Origin of the sequence: Cupriavidus sp. UYPR2.512, from assembly GCF_000379565.1 — a bacterium.
Taxonomy (GTDB): Bacteria; Pseudomonadota; Gammaproteobacteria; order Burkholderiales; family Burkholderiaceae; genus Cupriavidus.
Window position 1 is genome coordinate 41,104 of the sequence record NZ_KB903042.1, and the last position, 15,025, is coordinate 56,128.

Here is a 15,025-nt window from a genome sequence, read left to right on the forward strand (position 1 = left end):
GGGGCGCCGCCAGCTGTGGCCAACCGCAACCGTTCGGCCAGTGCCGCCCGCGCCAGCGCCGCGCCGGCGCGCGCCGTGTTCAACCCGGTGCGCTGGCTGGGCTACCTGCTCGGCTGCGTGGCCGCGGGCGTGGTGGCGATGCAGCTGTACTTCTTCGTGCAGATCGCCAGCTGGCAGTACATCAATCCGACCACCACCACGTTCATGCGCGCCGAGCGCTGGCGCCTGTGCGGCATCAATGTCTGGAACTGCGGCCTCGACCGGCAATGGGTGCCTTACGACCGCATCTCGCGCAACCTCAAGCGCGCGGTGATCGCCAGCGAGGACGCCGACTTCGTCAACCATCCCGGCTATGAACTGGATGCCATGCTCGATGCCTGGGAGCGCAACAAGAAGCGCGGGCGTATCGTGCGCGGCGGCTCCACCATCACGCAGCAGCTGGCCAAGAACCTGTTCCTGTCGTCCGAGCAGCACTACCTGCGCAAGGGCCAGGAGCTGGCCATCACGTGGATGCTCGAGTTCTGGCTGGACAAGCAGCGCATCTACGAGATCTACCTGAATTCGGTGGAGTGGGGCGAGGGCGTGTTCGGCGCGCAGGCCGCGGCGCAGCACTACTTCCGCACCAGCGCCGACAAGCTCAGCGTGGGCCAGTCCGCGCGCCTGGCCGCGGCGCTGCCGGCGCCCAGGTGCTTCGACAAGAAGGAGTACTGCGCCAACGTGCGCGTGAACTTCCGCGTCAAGGCGGGCATCATCGCGCGGCGGATGGGGGCAGCAAACCTGCCGGATTGATGCCCCCGGGGCTTCAGCCCAGCCAGCCCTTCCTGCGGAAATACACCAGCGGAACCGCCGCCGACACCGCCATCAGCGCGATCGCCCACGGATAGCCCGCACCCCAGTCCAGCTCCGGCATGAACTTGAAGTTCATGCCGTAGATGCTGGCGATCAGCGTGGGCGGCATCAGCGCCACCGACACCACCGAGAACAGTTTGATGATCTTGTTCTGGTTGATGTTGATGAAACCGACGGTCGCGTCCATCAGGAAGTTGATCTTGTCGAACAGGAACGCGGTGTGGTTCTCGATCGAGTCGATGTCGCGCAGGATCTGGCGCGCCTCGTCCTGCTGTTCGGCCGACAGCAGCTGGCTACGCATCAGGAAGGACACCGCGCGGCGCGTGTCCATCACGTTGCGGCGGATGCGGCCGTTCAAGTCTTCCTCGCGGGCGATGGTTTCCAGCACGTCGGCGGCGGCGGCATCGGTCACGTTCTCGGCCAGCACGCGGCGGCTGGCTTCTTCCAGGCGCTCGTAGACTTCCTCGATCGAGTCGGCGGAGTATTCCGCGTCGGTCGCGTACAGGTCCATCAGCACGTCCTTGGCGTTGCGCACCGAGCCCGGGCGCATGCGCGCGCGCAGCCGCACCAGCCGGAACACCGGCAGGTCTTCGTCGTGGATGGAGAACAGCACGTCGCGCGTCAGCACAAAGGCCACGCGCACGTTGCGCGACAACACCTCTTCCTCGTCCAGCAGGAAGTCGGTGCGGATATGGATATTCTCGTCCTCGCCCTCGAAATATCGCGCGGACGCTTCCAGGTCGCCCAGGTCTTCCAGTTCAGGAAGGGCGACGCCATAGGCTTCCTTGATCCAGTTCAGTTCCTCGTCGTCGGGATTGACGACATCGATCCAGATCGGCTTGTGCTGCAGCAGCTCATTGCGCTCGTCGACCTGCTCCTGGGCAAGCCGGCCTTTTTGCAGGACGAACAGGTTGATCATCCCCGGGATTCCTTATTGCTGATTGCGACGAAAAACAAAGACAAGCGCGAAGACAAGCGCAGGCGGCTCGCAGCATTCCCAGGTAGTCCGTCATGCCCTGCATGGCCTGGCGAGACGCCAGAAGGCGCTCTGCCAGGGCCGGGCCACGGGCAAGCGTGATCGCGCTGTACCGCGGCTGCCGGACGCAACGGACTCGGCGGGCGGTACAAGGCGATGGCGTTTGCCTGGGTTGGCTGGCTAGCCGGGAGAGGGAAAATCCGCACGCGGTGCGGCTCGCATGGATGGCGCCGCCGGTGGCACGGAAAGACACTCGCCCGCAGTTCTGCTGCGGGCGAGGCCGACGAGGCGCGGAGCCGGGTGCTCCGGGCGGGTCGTCGTTACGCAGCCCGCAGTGACATGGCATTCGCAGAGGTCGCAGCGCTGCTGCGGCAACTCGAACACCCGATGCTACTGCCCACGTAATTTCTCCGGGATTGTGATGGCCGCGAGTGTAGCCCAACGGAGGGTGGCTTGTTAAGTGAAATCTCCGCGCAAGCGGCCCGCTGTTGCCCTCTCACGACCCGGGGCGCGCCCACCCCGGGGATCAGCCCAGCACGCCCTGCAGCCGGCGCCACAGCAGCGGCGCCAGCATCACCGAGGACAGCGCCAGGAACATCAGCACAATCGCCGCGTAATCCTGCCAGTGCGGCTGTTCACCCAGCATCCACATGCCCGAGAACACGCCGACCACCGGGATGAACATGATCGACAGGCTCGATACCACCGGCGGCAGGCTGCGCGCCAGCCCGAACCAGACCAGGTGGCAGAAGGCAAAGACCACCACCGCGTTGTAGGCGATGGCACCCCATTCGACAGCCGTGGGCATGCGCCAGCCGTCTTCCAGCAGCAGCGAGCCGGCCGCCAGGAAGGGCAGGGTCACGGCCAGCATCCAGAAGGTCATGGCGCCGATGGGCACGTCGGTCTGGGTGCGCTTCATCAGCTGGGTGCCGAAGCCCCAGCCGGCCGCGGCCAGCAGCATCAGCAGCGTGCCGGCCGGGCTGCCGGTCAGCGCGGCGATCTCGCCGGAAAGCAGCAGCACCGTGCCGGCCAGCGCGCAGCCGATGCCCAGCCAGGCCCAGGCGCCAATGCGCTCGCGGAAGAACACCAGGCCCCAGACCACCGCCCAGATCGGCATGGTGTAGCCCAGGATGGCGGCGCGGCCCGAGGACAGCATCTTGACCGCGCAGATCGCAAACAGGTGCCAGATCACCATGTTGGGAATGGCCAGGCGGACCACCGTGCCCCATTCGCGCCGCGGCACGGCCAGCGAATCGCCGCGCAGCCGCAGCGCCAGCCCCAGCGACACCAGTCCGCCCGCCATGCACAGCAGGCGGAAGCCCATCGCCGGAAAGTGCGCTACGCCTACCTTCATGATGGGCCAGTTGATGCCCCAGGCAAGGGTGAGCACGACAAGCAGGAAGATACCGCGGCGATCGAGAGACATGACGGGGCGCGGCTGTGCGTCATGCCGCGCTTTGTTTTGAGAGGAAGCGCAAAACGATAGCACGCAGCGGGTAAAATTGCCGGAAGCGACATATGCTGCAGGGGTGAGAGGTTTTCACGCCGCTGCGGCCAACCGCGCCGGCCGGGCCAATGGGGCGCCGGCGCCACCAGGATATTCCGAGTACCCATGACTTTCACCGAGCAGCTTGCTGCCGCCTGGCAGCGCAATGATTCCCTCCTGTGCGTCGGGCTCGACCCTGACCCGCAGAAGCTGCCGCTGTCCCTGACCGGGGCGGGCGGCGCCATCTTTTCGTTCTGCCGCGAGATCGTTGACGCCACCGCTGACCTGGTCTGTGCCTTCAAGCCGCAGATTGCGTACTTCCACTCGCAGCGCGCCGAAGACCAGCTGGAGCAGCTGATCCACTATATCCACGACGCCCACCCCGGCATCCCGGTGATCCTGGACGCCAAGCGCGGCGACATCGGCTCGACCGCCGAGCACTACGCGCTGGAGGCCTTCGAGCGGTACAGGGCTGACGCGGTCACGGTCAGCCCGTACATGGGCTTCGATTCGATGCAACCGTACCTGGCCTATCCGGACCGCGGCGTGATCGTGCTGTGCCGCACCTCCAACCCGGGCGGCTCGGACGTGCAGTTCCTGCAGGTCGACGGCAAGCCGCTGTACCAGCTGGTGGCCGAGGCCGCGCGCGAGCGCTGGAACACCACCGGCCAGATGGGCCTGGTGGTCGGCGCGACCTTCCCCAACGAAATCGCGCGGGTGCGCCAGATCGTCGGCGACATGCCGCTGCTGATCCCGGGCATCGGCGCCCAGGGTGGCGATATCGAGGCCACGGTCAAGGCGGGGCGCACCGCCGACGGCACCGGCATGATGATCAACTCGTCGCGCGCCATCCTTTACGCCAGCCGCGAGAAGGATTTTGCGGCGGCGGCGCGCAATGTCGCGCTGCAGACGCGGGAAACCATCAATCGCTATCGCCACGGCTGAGTCCGGGCGTAGACAAAAAAACCGCGCCGGAGACGGCGCGGTTTTTTATTGGGGTGGAGGATGCCGGCCGCCGGCCTCAGGCCTCGTTCCGGATCAGCTCCAGCAGCCCCCGCATCGCATGCTCGGCCGCCTGCCGGCGGATCTGGCCGCGGTCGCCGCGAAAGCGCTGGGTCTCGGTGTGGGTGGTAATGCGGTTGCTCCAGCCGAAGCAGACCATGCCCACTGGCTTTTCCGGGGTGCCGCCGTTGGGGCCGGCTACGCCGGTGATGGACAGCGCCACCTGGGCGCGGCTGTTGAGCAGCGCGCCTTCGGCCATGGCACGCGCCACTTCTTCGCTGACCGCGCCGTGGTCGCGGATCAGCTTGGCGGGCACGCCCAGCATGGTGGACTTGGCCTCATTGGAATAGGTGACGAAGCCGCGCTCGAACCAGCCGGACGAGCCGGATACATCGGTAATGGCGGCAGCCACCAGCCCGCCGGTGCAGGATTCGGCAGTGGCCAGCATCAGGGATTTGTCGGCAAGGGCGACGCCGGCCTGGATGGCGAGCTGGTCGAGCAGGCGGCTGACAGACATGGTGGATACAGGGTAGTTTTGAGGAGAATCAGCTTGCAATGGCTGGCGATGCGGGGCTCAGAACGAGCGCCATAGCGCAAACACCAGCAGCGTGTAGAAGGCTGCGAAGATGTCGTCGAACATCACGCCAAAGCCGCCGCGCAGGCCCGGGCCCTTGAGCGTGCGGTCATAGTGGCCGATCGGCGCCGGCTTGGCGATGTCGAACAGCCGGAACCACAGGAAGGCGGCAAGCTGCCCCCAGAAGCCGGTCGGCATGACAAAGGCCAGCACCAGCCAGAAGGCGACGATCTCGTCCCAGACCATGCTGCCATGGTCATGCACGCCCATGTCGCGCGCCGTGCGCGCGCACGCCCACAGGCCGACCAGGAAGCCGCCGGCAATGATCCACAGCCAGGTGGTGGGCGCGATCCACAGCGAAATCACCACGAACGACAGCCAGGCGTAGAGCGTGCCGACCGTGCCCGGCCCAACGGGCGACAGGCCCGAGCCGAAGCCGAAGGCGATCAGGTGGGCCGGATGGGCCAGCATGAAGCGCGCACTCGGGCGCGTGACCTTGACGGTCTGGCCGGCTTCCAGGGTCAGGGTGGGGTCGCGCGGCGCGGCCCCGGGAGGGAAGGTGGACATCAAAGTTTGGCTCGTGTGATGCAGATACTGCTTATGGTTATGGCCGGCTTGCGCTGCCATGCCTGCGGGACTCCCGTGCCCGCGCAGCGCGCCGATGCCGGCATCATGACATGCCTGTGACCCGGTGTCAGGGGGCAGCGAAGTGGTCGAAGCTGGCGCCTTCGTACCGGGTCGGGTTGCCGGCACCGTCGACCAGCCGCAGGCCGGGCGCCGGAATGATCGCGCCGACACGTGTGAGCGGCAGCGCCAGGCGTTCGCTGATCGCCGCAATGGCGTCGCGGTTGCCGGCGGGCGCGGTGAAGCACAGCTCGTAGTCGTCGCCGCCGGCCAGCACGCATTGACGCTGGATGGCATCGGGCTGGCTGGCCAGCACCGCCGAGCGCGGCAGCGCATCGACGTCGACCAGCGCGCCTGCTTGCGAGCGTTCCAGGATATGGCCCAGGTCGCCGACCAGGCCGTCGGAGATGTCGAGTGCGGCATGCGCCACGCCGCGCAGGGCCATGCCCAGTGCCACGCGCGGCGTGGGCGTGTCCATGCGCGGGCGGACCTGGCTGAACTCGGGCTCCGGCAGTAGCCATTCGCCGCGGCAGTCGCCCAGCGCCAGGCGGGCGTCGCCAAGCGTGCCGGAAATCCAGATATCGTCGCCGGGCCGGGCGGCGTCGCGGCGCAGCGCGGCACGCAGCGGCACGTCGCCGAACACCGTCAGCGAGAGCGTCAGCGGGCCGCGCGTGGTGTCGCCGCCGACGAGTTCGCAGCCATGGGCGTCGGCCAGCGCCAGCATGCCGTCGGCCAGTTCGGCCAGCCAGGCGGGGTCGGCCTCGGGCAGGGCCAGCGCCAGTGTGAATGCGCGCGGCTCGGCGCCCATGGCGGCCAGGTCGGACAGGTTCACGGCCAGCGCCTTGTGGCCGAGTGCGCGTGGCGCCACGTCCGGGAAGAAATGCCGGCCGCTGACCAGCATGTCGGTGCTGATGGCCAGGTGATGGCCGGGGCGGCCCTCGATCAGCGCGCAGTCATCGCCCACGCCGAGCGCAGCCTTGCGCACCGGCCGCGTGAAATAGCGGCGGATCAGGTCGAACTCGGAAAGCTGGGCTGGCTGGGCGTGGGACATCGTCGTAGGGAAGATTCGCCCCGCCGGGTGGACGGGATCGGAAGGGCTGCGCGTTGCGCGAAGATGAATGGCGATCCGGGGGCAATTCCGCGGCGCCGGTGCAGCGCGTCAGGATGGGTCGCGCCCGGCATTTCAGCAAGAAACTGCCGCGCACGACAGCCATGACCGCCATGCGGTGCGCCGCTTCTGCCGGCAGGCGCTACGCTTGCTGGTATTGCCCCGGAGGATGGGGCATATTGTACCGAATCGCAAAGGTGCCCCAAGTAAAAGGCTTATTGTGAAATAGTATTTCACTATATAAAATGCTGGGTTCCAAAGGAAGAGAAGGGCGGACACGTGGAGCCGGTCCGCCGATCGTCCCCCGCCTCGTCAATGACGGCTCCACCGATTGGAAGATGCGCCGATGACCAGCCCTCAGCAGTCCCCGTCCCAAGACGATCTGAAACAGCAGCAGCGTGAGGCGCTGCGCAAAGCGGCGCTCGAGTACCACGAGTTTCCCACCCCCGGCAAGATCTCGGTCACGCCGACCAAGCCGCTGTCGAACCAGCGCGACCTGGCCCTGGCCTATTCGCCGGGCGTGGCCGCCGCTTGTGAAGAGATTGTTTCCGATCCGGCCAACTCCTTCCGCTACACCGCGCGCGGCAACCTGGTTGCGGTGATTACCAACGGCACCGCCGTGCTGGGCCTGGGCGACATTGGCGCCGCGGCTTCCAAGCCGGTGATGGAAGGCAAGGCCGGCCTGTTCAAGAAGTTTGCCGGTATCGACGTGTTCGATATCGAAGTCGACGAGAAGGACCCGGAAAAGCTGGTCCAGATCATCGCCGCGCTGGAGCCCACCTTCGGCGGCATCAACCTCGAAGACATCAAGGCACCGGAGTGCTTCTACGTCGAGCGCAAGCTGCGCGAGAAGATGAAGATCCCCGTCTTCCACGATGACCAGCACGGCACCGCCATCGTGGTATCCGCGGCCATCATCAACGGCCTGAAGGTGGTCGGCAAGGACATCAAGAAGGTCAAGCTGGTGGCCTCGGGCGCCGGCGCGGCCGCGCTGGCCTGCCTGGATCTGCTGGTCGACATTGGCCTGCCGATCGAGAACATCTGGGTGACCGACCTGGCCGGCGTGGTCTACGAAGGCCGTACCGAGCTGATGGATCCGGAAAAGGCGCGCTTCTGCCAGAAGACCGACAAGCGCAAGCTTGCCGAAGTGATCGACGGCGCCGACATCTTCCTGGGCCTGTCCGCCGCCGGCGTGCTCAAGCAGGACATGGTCCAGCGCATGGCCGACAAGCCGCTGGTGCTGGCCCTGGCCAACCCGAACCCGGAAATCGCGCCGGAACTGGTCAAGGAAGTGCGCCCTGACGCCGTGATGGCCACCGGCCGTACCGACTACCCGAACCAGGTCAACAACGTCCTGTGCTTCCCGTTCATCTTCCGCGGGGCGCTGGATTGCGGCGCCACCACCATCACGCGTGAGATGGAAATCGCCGCGGCCAATGCCCTGGCCGAGCTGGCGCGCCAGGAGCAGAGCGACATCGTCGCCACCGCCTATGGCATCCAGGACCTGTCGTTCGGCCCTGAATACCTGATTCCGAAGCCGTTCGACCCGCGCCTGATCGTCAAGGTGGCGCCGGCCGTGGCCGAGGCCGCGATGAAGTCCGGCGTGGCCGCCCGTCCGATCGAGGACATGGACGCCTACCGCCTGCAGCTGCAGCAGTTCGTGTACCACTCGGGCACGCTGATGAAGCCGATCTACGCCGCCGCGCGCAAGGTCGAGATGGAGAAGAAGCGCATTGTCTTCGCCGAAGGCGAGCAAGAGCGCGTGCTGCGCGCGGTGCAGGTGATCGTCGACGAAAAGCTGGCCAACCCGATCCTGATCGGTCGCCCGGCTGTGCTGCAGCACCGCATCGAGCGCTTCGGCCTGCGCCTGCGCGCCGGCGTGGACTTCACCGTGGTCAACCCCGAGCACGATGAGCGTTTCCGCGACTACTCCGACGCCTACTACCGCATGATGGCGCGCGAGGGCATCACGCCGGAGTATGCCAAGCTGGAAATGCGCCGCCGCACCACGCTGATCGGCGCGATGCTGGTGAACAAGGGCGAGGCCGACGGCATGATCTGCGGCACCGTCAGCAACACCGCGGCGCACCTGCGCTATATCGACCAGGTGCTGGGCGGCACCAGCAAGGTCTACGCGGCGATGAACGGCCTGGTGCTGCCAGGCCGCCAGATCTTCCTGGTGGATACGCACGTCAACGTCGACCCGACTGCCGAAGAGCTGGCCCAGATCACGCTGATGGCCGCCGAGGAACTGAAGCGCTTCGGCATCGAGCCCAAGATCGCGCTGCTGTCGCATTCGAACTTCGGCTCGTCCGAAGCGCCTTCGGCCCGCAAGATGCGCGAAACCCTCGCCATCCTGCGTGATCGCGCCCCGGACCTGGAGATCGACGGCGAAATGCACGGCGACAGCGCGCTCGACCAGAAGCTGCGCGACCAGCTGGTGCCGGACGGCGCGCTCAAGGGCGAAGCCAACCTGCTGGTGTGCCCGAACATCGACGCGGCCAATATCTCGTACAACCTGCTCAAGGTTGCCGCGGGCAACAACGTCGCGATCGGGCCGATCCTGCTGGGCGTGAAGGCGCCGGTGCACATCCTGACGCCGTCGGCCACGGTGCGCCGCATCGTCAACATGACCTCGCTGGTCGTGGTGGATGCCGCTGCCAAGCGCTAAACCGCTGGTATCGCCGGTTGCATGGGCCGGTAGCAGGCCAATGTGACGAAAAGCCGGGTTCGCCCGGCTTTTTTTGCATCCGAATGTGTGTGGTTAGTATGCGCACACATACGCTTAACATATTGAAACAATTGAGGAATTACCGGTGCAGCCGGGCCGGGATTGCTTAATTGCGTGCATGCGCGTAACCTTACGCCTTTGATACAGGCGCTCGCCATGAGCGCCCCGGTGCGGCCGGCATCCATCGCGCTCCTCTACGGGTGGCGCAGGGCGCTGGCCAGGGTGGCCCGGACAGATCGTCTACCCAACCAGCGGCAGGCTCGATTTCCGGTTCAACAAGACAAGCAACGTGGGTTTCCAAGTTCCTCTGATGCGGCAAGCAACGCGCATGCTGGCCCGGTCCATGACCGGCGCGGCGCTGGTGCTGGCCCTGGCGCAGCCGACACTGGCGCGGCAGGTGCAGACCGAAGGGATGGGAACCATTGCAGTGCAGCAGTTGCCCAACGAAGCACGGCAGACCCTGGAGCGCATCGAAGCCGGCGGCCCGTTCCTGTATGACAAGGACGGATCGAGATTCGGCAACTACGAACGCATCCTGCCGCAACGTGAACGCGGGTATTACCGCGAATACACGGTCAAGAGCGCCAGGAGCCGGAACCGGGGAGCCAGGCGGATCGTCTGCGGCGGGGAACAACGCGCTGCCAACGATTGTTACTACACGGAAGATCACTACAACAGCTTCAAACGGATACTCAAATGATGACTGACATTTTCGGATTGGGCGACGCCCTTGCCGCCCGCGAAGAGCGCGGCGCCGGAGATGGCTGGCAGCGGGCTCAGCAGCAGGCCCAGAACCTATACGACAACGTGCTGATGATGCCGAGCCAAGAGCTCATGCAAAAACTCCCGCCCGCGCCCGTGGCCATGCCCGCCGGTCCCGGTTGGAATGACGGCACCAGCGAGGGGGCCATGAACCTGTTCAAGACGGTGCGTCCGAACATCGTCCAGTCGATCCGCGCCTTCCGCGTGCCTGAGCTGGCCCAGGCCGCCGCCGATCTCGGGCAGCATTTCCTCTATGCCAATTGCGCCCATTGCGCGAGCAAGGCGGAGATCCTGGAAACCATCGCCACGTCGTTCACCTTCCCGAAGCACTTCGGCAAGAATTTCGACGCGCTGGCTGACTGCCTGACCGACATGATCTACAAGGCCGGCCCGCAGCCGGGCTTTGTGATCGTGCTGGAAGGCCTGCCGATTGCGCAGAAGTTCGACAAGGAAGGGCGCGAGGTGCTGCTCGACGTCTTCCGCGACGCCGCTGAGTTCTGGGGCGAGCGCAAGGTGCAGTTCCGGGTGTTTTATTCGTTCGCCTGAGAGCACTGCCTGAGCCGTTGCAAGGCGAATCAAGCAAAAAGCCCGCAATAGCGGGCTTTTTGCTTTCCGGCGAGGTGCTGGTCTTATTCCTGCGCCGGCAGATGTCCATGCGGCGTGAGCCGGTCGATCAGTTCCGGCAGCCCTTCGCTCAGTTGCGCGGCCACGTCGTCCTGCGACATGCCGGTCGTCTGTGCCAGCGATTCGAGCGCGCCGGTGTCGCCCAGCGCGCTGCTCAGTGCCGACGGCGTGACCGGCTGGTTGGCGCCGCTGCCGATCCACGAGTTCACCTGTTCGCCCAGCCCGGCCTGCGCCAGGATCTGCTGCAGCGCGCCGATGCCGCCGGCGGCCGCACCCAGTGCCTGGCTGTTGGCCGGCGCGCCACCCTGGCCGCCAAGCAGGCCGCCCAGCAGCGAGCCAAGATCCAGGCCGCCGGTGGCGCCGCCAGGCGCTGCCCCGGCACCGCCGCCGAGCATGCCGCCCAGCAGCCCGCCGAGGCTGCCCAGGCCGCCCAGTCCGTCATCGGCGGCCGGTGCATCGCCCGTGCCATCGCCTGCTTGCCCGCGGCCGCGCATGGCCAGCGTCGCCAGCAGGCCGAGCGCCATCATCAGCTTGGGGTCGAGCCCGCCGCCGGAACCGCCAGCCTCGCCGCGCGCGCCGCCGAGTTGTCCGAGCACACCGCCCAGCACGCTATCGAGTAGTCCCATGGTCGACTCCTTTCAGTCAGGGTTGCAAGGTTGATGCGACGACCGGATGGCCGCCGTCGTCAGAATCCGCCCAGCAAGGCGTTAAGGGTTGCCAGGCATGCCAGCCCGGCGGTTTCAGTACGCAGGATGCGGGGGCCAAGCGACACGCCGGTGAAACCCGCTTGCCTTGCCGCCTGCTCTTCCTCGGGCGCCAGGCCGCCTTCGGGGCCGATCAGCAGCGTGACGCCGCCGGCCAGCAGGGCTTCGCGCTGTCCGGCGATGAACGCCGGCAGCGAGTGCGTGGCGCGCGGCGATACCAGCAGCCTGGCACCGCCAGCCGCGCACTGCGTCAGCCATGTCTCAAAGTTAGCGACGGGCGCAACCTCCGGCAAGCGATTGCGGCCGCATTGCTCGCAGGCGGCCTGCACCAGTGCCTGCCAGTGCGCCTGGCGCTTGTGCGCGCGCTCGCCTGACAGGCGCACCACCGAGCGGCTGGCCTGCAGCGGCTGGATTGCCGTGACGCCCAGTTCGACCGCCTTTTCGATCAGCCAGTCCATCTTGTCGCCGCCGGCCAGGCCCTGCGCCAGCGTGACGCGCAAGGGCGGCTCGGCTTCGGCCGCGTCATGCGCGCCGATGCGCGCCACCGCATGGCGCTTGCCCAGCTCGACCAGCGTGGCCGCGTGGCTGCCGCCGCGGCCGTCGAACAGCGTCATGGCGTCGCCCGGCACCAGGCGCAGCACCTGCGCGTGGCGCACCACCGATTCGGGCAGCGCGAAATCGGATTCGGCGGCCAGGACGGTATCGGCGCCGCCGACGAAGAAGCGTGGTGCCATCAGCTTGCCTGGCCTGCTGCCTGGTCCAGCGGCTTGCCGAAGCCCCAGCGGTAGCCGTCGGGATCTTCCACCATGCAATAGCGGTCGCCCCAGAACTGGTCCGCCGGCGCCATCAGGCTGACCGCGCCGGCGTCGACCGCGCGCTGGTGCATGGCGTCGACATCGTCGCAATAGACATAGAAGGTCTGCGGGCACTCGACGCCAAGCGAGCGCGGCGTGCGCGCGGTGCTGCCCCAGGCGCCCTCGGGCGCGAACATCACCACCAGTTGGCCCTGGTAGTGCATCTCGGCATGGGTTGGCACGCCGTTTTCGTCGACCACGTTGCCGGCGGCGAAACCGAAGGCGCGACTGTAGAAGTCCAGTGCGGCGCGCCCGTTGGCGACGGTCAGGTAGGGGGTGAGCCAGGGGGTGTTGGCCGGTCTGGTCATGATCGTCTCCTGAGTGCGGGAAACCCGGCGCGGCTGGCGTGCCGCGCGGTGCGAGAGTGCATCTTACGCGTGCCGCGCTACGCTGTCGAAGTGCGGCGCAACGGTCAGCCGGGCTGGGCGGGGTGAAGCATCAGGCATGTCCATGGGCGGATAGTTCCGATGACCGGGGGGCGGGGGGCGCATGGGGCTTCCGGTGATCGCCCTCGCTGCGCCGCAGGCGCTGTCCGGGAGTCCGGAAACCCCCCTGGCTTCTGCTAAAATTGCGGTTTTCCTGCCGTCACCGTCAGGCTCACGCCCGCTCACGTCCAAGACCGCCCGCATGTCCGCCCTTGCCCATCCCGCCACAAGTCCTTTCGCTTCCCAGCCCGCCAAGCTGATGGCTGACGCCATCCGCGTGCTTGCCATGGACGCCGTCCAGCAGGCCAATTCCGGCCACCCCGGTGCGCCGATGGGCATGGCAGACATCGCCGTGGCGCTGTGGGGCCGGCACCTGAAGCACAACCCGAGCAACCCCCAGTGGGCCGACCGCGACCGCTTCGTGCTGTCCAACGGCCATGGCTCGATGCTGATCTATGCGCTGCTGCACCTGACCGGCTACGACCTGCCGGTCGAAGAGCTGAAGAATTTCCGCCAGCTGCACAGCAAGACCGCCGGCCACCCGGAATACGGCATCACCCCGGGCGTGGAAACCACCACCGGCCCGCTCGGCCAGGGCATCACCAACGCCGTCGGCATGGCGCTGGCCGAACGCCTGCTGGGCGAAGAATTCAACCGCCCCGGCTTCGACATCGTCAACCACCACACCTATGTCTTCCTGGGCGACGGTTGCCTGATGGAAGGCATCTCGCACGAAGCCAGCTCGCTCGCCGGCACGCTGAAGCTCAACAAGCTGATCGCGCTCTGGGATGACAATGGCATCTCGATCGACGGCGACGTGGTGCACTGGTTCAACGACGATACCCCGAAGCGTTTCGAAGCCTATGGCTGGAACGTGATCCGCGGCATCGACGGCCATGACGTGGTCGCGGTCGACAACGCCATTGCGCAGGCCAAGGCCAGCGACAAGCCGACCCTGATCTGCTGCCGCACCAAGATCGGCAAGGGCGCGCCCAACAAGGAAGGCGGCCACGACGTGCACGGCGCCCCGCTGGGCGGCGCCGAAGTGCTGGCCACGCGCGAGGCGCTGGGCTGGGCCCACTCCCCGTTCGAAGTGCCGGCCGAGGTCTACGACGCCTGGGATGCCAAGGCCAATGGCCAGGCGCTGGAGCGTGCCTGGAACGCGCTGTTCGATGCCTACGCCGAGCGCCACCCGTATGAGGCCGGCGAATTCAGCCGCCGCATGAAGGGCGAGCTGCCGGGTTCGTTCGACGCCGCTGTCGACGCCTTCATCGCCAGGTGCGAGGAAAAGGCCGAGACCATCGCCACGCGCAAGGCAAGCCAGAACACCATCGAGGCCTTCGGCCCGGTGCTGCCCGAATTCCTCGGCGGCTCGGCCGACCTGACCGGCTCGAACCTGACCAACTGGTCGGGCAGCCAGGCCGTGCGCGTGGATGCCTGGGGCAACCATATCAACTACGGCGTGCGCGAGTTCGGCATGAGCGCCGTCATGAACGGCATCACGCTGCATGGCGGCTACATCCCCTATGGCGCCACCTTCCTGACCTTCTCGGACTACAGCCGCAACGCGCTGCGCATGGCGGCGCTGATGAAGATCCGCACGCTGTTCGTGTTCACCCATGACTCGATCGGCCTGGGCGAAGACGGCCCGACCCACCAGTCGATCGAACACGTCGCCAGCCTGCGCCTGATCCCGAACATGGACGTCTGGCGCACCGCCGACACCACCGAGACCGCCGTGGCCTGGGCCGAGTCGATCCGCCGCGAGAACGGCCCGAGCTGCCTGATCTTCAGCCGCCAGAACCTGCCGTTCCAGCGCCGCGACGACGTCACCCGCGCCAATATCGCGCGCGGCGGCTACGTCCTGCGCGACAGCGTCAACCCCAAGACCAGGCGTCCGGACGCCGTGATCCTGGCCACTGGCTCCGAAGTGGGCCTGGCCGTCGGCGCCGCCGACGCACTGGCCACCGAAGGCGTGCATGTGCGCGTGGTCTCGGTGCCGGCCACCACGGTGTTCGACAAGCAGGACAGCGCCTACAAGGCCAGCGTGCTGCCGTCCGGCGTGCCGCGCGTGGCGGTCGAGGCAGGCGTGACGGACTTCTGGTGGAAGTACCAGGTCCAGGCGGTAGTGGGCATCGACACCTTCGGTGAATCGGCCCCGGCCGGCGTGCTGTTCAAGCACTTCGGCTTTACCGTCGATAACGTGGTCCGCACGGTGAAGGACACCCTTATCTAAGCATCCGGGCGCTGGAGCCGCGTGGTGCGCCGCGCGGCAGCAGCGGCGCCCACCGGTTTCAATCGATCCT

Annotated in this window: 14 protein-coding genes; 6 read left to right on the top strand and 8 right to left on the bottom strand. The window is 66.9% G+C overall.

Annotated features, from left to right (window positions below):
* Positions 1-15 precede the first annotated feature (15 nt).
* Positions 16-789 carry a monofunctional biosynthetic peptidoglycan transglycosylase gene (gene mtgA, locus A3A5_RS0119005; RefSeq protein ID WP_018312122.1) on the top strand — a complete coding sequence of 258 codons (774 nt, stop codon included), beginning with the start codon at positions 16-18 and terminating at the stop codon, positions 787-789.
* A gap of 13 nt (positions 790-802) precedes the next feature.
* On the opposite strand, the gene corA is transcribed toward mtgA, so the two are convergent.
* Both corA and A3A5_RS0119015 read right to left on the bottom strand, forming a co-directional pair.
* Positions 803-1,768 (bottom strand): magnesium/cobalt transporter CorA, encoded by a 966-nt coding sequence (gene corA, locus A3A5_RS0119010; protein ID WP_018312123.1) that lies wholly within the window; start codon positions 1,766-1,768, stop codon positions 803-805.
* 583 nt (positions 1,769-2,351) lie between these two features.
* Positions 2,352-3,251 carry a DMT family transporter gene (locus A3A5_RS0119015; RefSeq protein ID WP_018312124.1) on the bottom strand — a complete coding sequence of 300 codons (900 nt, stop codon included), beginning with the start codon at positions 3,249-3,251 and terminating at the stop codon, positions 2,352-2,354.
* A 186-nt stretch (positions 3,252-3,437) separates the two neighbouring features.
* Between A3A5_RS0119015 and pyrF the strand changes: the two genes are divergently transcribed.
* The gene (pyrF, locus tag A3A5_RS0119020) at positions 3,438-4,256 is read left to right on the top strand and encodes an orotidine-5'-phosphate decarboxylase (protein WP_018312125.1); all 819 of its coding nucleotides are present in this window, start codon (positions 3,438-3,440) and stop codon (positions 4,254-4,256) included.
* 76 nt (positions 4,257-4,332) lie between these two features.
* On the opposite strand, the gene A3A5_RS0119025 is transcribed toward pyrF, so the two are convergent.
* The 3 genes from A3A5_RS0119025 to thiL form a co-directional block, all read right to left on the bottom strand.
* Positions 4,333-4,830: a CinA family protein gene (locus A3A5_RS0119025; protein WP_010813199.1), complete on the bottom strand. Its 498-nt coding sequence runs from the start codon at positions 4,828-4,830 to the stop codon at positions 4,333-4,335.
* A gap of 57 nt (positions 4,831-4,887) precedes the next feature.
* On the bottom strand, positions 4,888-5,454 hold the full coding sequence (locus A3A5_RS0119030) for a phosphatidylglycerophosphatase A (protein WP_018312126.1): 567 nt from the start codon (positions 5,452-5,454) through the stop codon (positions 4,888-4,890).
* A 127-nt stretch (positions 5,455-5,581) separates the two neighbouring features.
* The gene (gene thiL, locus A3A5_RS0119035) at positions 5,582-6,562 is read right to left on the bottom strand and encodes a thiamine-phosphate kinase (protein WP_018312127.1); all 981 of its coding nucleotides are present in this window, start codon (positions 6,560-6,562) and stop codon (positions 5,582-5,584) included.
* A gap of 403 nt (positions 6,563-6,965) precedes the next feature.
* Here thiL and A3A5_RS0119040 point away from each other — a divergent pair, with 403 nt between their 5' ends.
* From A3A5_RS0119040 to A3A5_RS0119050, 3 genes are all read left to right on the top strand, one after another.
* A complete protein-coding gene (locus tag A3A5_RS0119040) occupies positions 6,966-9,290 on the top strand; it encodes an NADP-dependent malic enzyme (protein WP_018312128.1) in 2,325 nt (774 codons plus the stop codon).
* Between the two features lie 388 nt (positions 9,291-9,678).
* Positions 9,679-10,050 carry a ribonuclease domain-containing protein gene (locus A3A5_RS0119045; RefSeq protein ID WP_018312129.1) on the top strand — a complete coding sequence of 124 codons (372 nt, stop codon included), beginning with the start codon at positions 9,679-9,681 and terminating at the stop codon, positions 10,048-10,050.
* Positions 10,047-10,658 (top strand): barstar family protein, encoded by a 612-nt coding sequence (locus A3A5_RS0119050; protein ID WP_018312130.1) that lies wholly within the window; start codon positions 10,047-10,049, stop codon positions 10,656-10,658. Before A3A5_RS0119045 ends, A3A5_RS0119050 begins: the two co-directional genes overlap by 4 nt.
* 83 nt (positions 10,659-10,741) lie before the next feature.
* Here the strand turns inward: A3A5_RS0119050 and A3A5_RS0119055 are convergent, their stop codons facing one another.
* From A3A5_RS0119055 to A3A5_RS0119065, 3 genes are read right to left on the bottom strand one after another with little or no spacing between them, the layout of a single operon-like run.
* Positions 10,742-11,362, bottom strand: a complete 621-nt coding sequence (locus A3A5_RS0119055) for a YidB family protein (protein ID WP_018312131.1) — start codon at positions 11,360-11,362, stop codon at positions 10,742-10,744.
* Positions 11,363-11,421: 59 nt separating this feature from the next.
* Positions 11,422-12,174: a 16S rRNA (uracil(1498)-N(3))-methyltransferase gene (locus tag A3A5_RS0119060; protein WP_018312132.1), complete on the bottom strand. Its 753-nt coding sequence runs from the start codon at positions 12,172-12,174 to the stop codon at positions 11,422-11,424.
* Positions 12,174-12,602, bottom strand: a complete 429-nt coding sequence (locus A3A5_RS0119065; protein WP_013957973.1) for a glyoxalase/bleomycin resistance/extradiol dioxygenase family protein — start codon at positions 12,600-12,602, stop codon at positions 12,174-12,176. The genes A3A5_RS0119060 and A3A5_RS0119065 overlap by 1 nt, the downstream gene beginning before the upstream one ends.
* A gap of 319 nt (positions 12,603-12,921) precedes the next feature.
* Between A3A5_RS0119065 and tkt the strand changes: the two genes are divergently transcribed.
* Positions 12,922-14,955: a transketolase gene (tkt, locus tag A3A5_RS0119070; RefSeq protein ID WP_026200912.1), complete on the top strand. Its 2,034-nt coding sequence runs from the start codon at positions 12,922-12,924 to the stop codon at positions 14,953-14,955.
* Positions 14,956-15,025 lie beyond the last annotated feature (70 nt).

Excerpts from the sequence above, each read along its gene's own strand:
- corA (WP_018312123.1), bottom strand. The coding sequence starts at position 1,768 with ATGATCAACCTGTTCGTCCTGCAAAAAGGCCGGCTTGCCCAGGAGCAG.
- A3A5_RS0119015 (WP_018312124.1), bottom strand. The coding sequence starts at position 3,251 with ATGTCTCTCGATCGCCGCGGTATCTTCCTGCTTGTCGTGCTCACCCTT.
- pyrF (WP_018312125.1), top strand. The coding sequence starts at position 3,438 with ATGACTTTCACCGAGCAGCTTGCTGCCGCCTGGCAGCGCAATGATTCC.
- A3A5_RS0119025 (WP_010813199.1), bottom strand. The coding sequence starts at position 4,830 with ATGTCTGTCAGCCGCCTGCTCGACCAGCTCGCCATCCAGGCCGGCGTC.
- A3A5_RS0119030 (WP_018312126.1), bottom strand. The coding sequence starts at position 5,454 with ATGTCCACCTTCCCTCCCGGGGCCGCGCCGCGCGACCCCACCCTGACC.
- thiL (WP_018312127.1), bottom strand. The coding sequence starts at position 6,562 with ATGTCCCACGCCCAGCCAGCCCAGCTTTCCGAGTTCGACCTGATCCGC.
- A3A5_RS0119040 (WP_018312128.1), top strand. The coding sequence starts at position 6,966 with ATGACCAGCCCTCAGCAGTCCCCGTCCCAAGACGATCTGAAACAGCAG.
- A3A5_RS0119045 (WP_018312129.1), top strand. The coding sequence starts at position 9,679 with ATGCTGGCCCGGTCCATGACCGGCGCGGCGCTGGTGCTGGCCCTGGCG.
- A3A5_RS0119050 (WP_018312130.1), top strand. The coding sequence starts at position 10,047 with ATGATGACTGACATTTTCGGATTGGGCGACGCCCTTGCCGCCCGCGAA.
- A3A5_RS0119055 (WP_018312131.1), bottom strand. The coding sequence starts at position 11,362 with ATGGGACTACTCGATAGCGTGCTGGGCGGTGTGCTCGGACAACTCGGC.
- A3A5_RS0119060 (WP_018312132.1), bottom strand. The coding sequence starts at position 12,174 with ATGGCACCACGCTTCTTCGTCGGCGGCGCCGATACCGTCCTGGCCGCC.
- A3A5_RS0119065 (WP_013957973.1), bottom strand. The coding sequence starts at position 12,602 with ATGACCAGACCGGCCAACACCCCCTGGCTCACCCCCTACCTGACCGTC.
- tkt (WP_026200912.1), top strand. The coding sequence starts at position 12,922 with ATGTCCGCCCTTGCCCATCCCGCCACAAGTCCTTTCGCTTCCCAGCCC.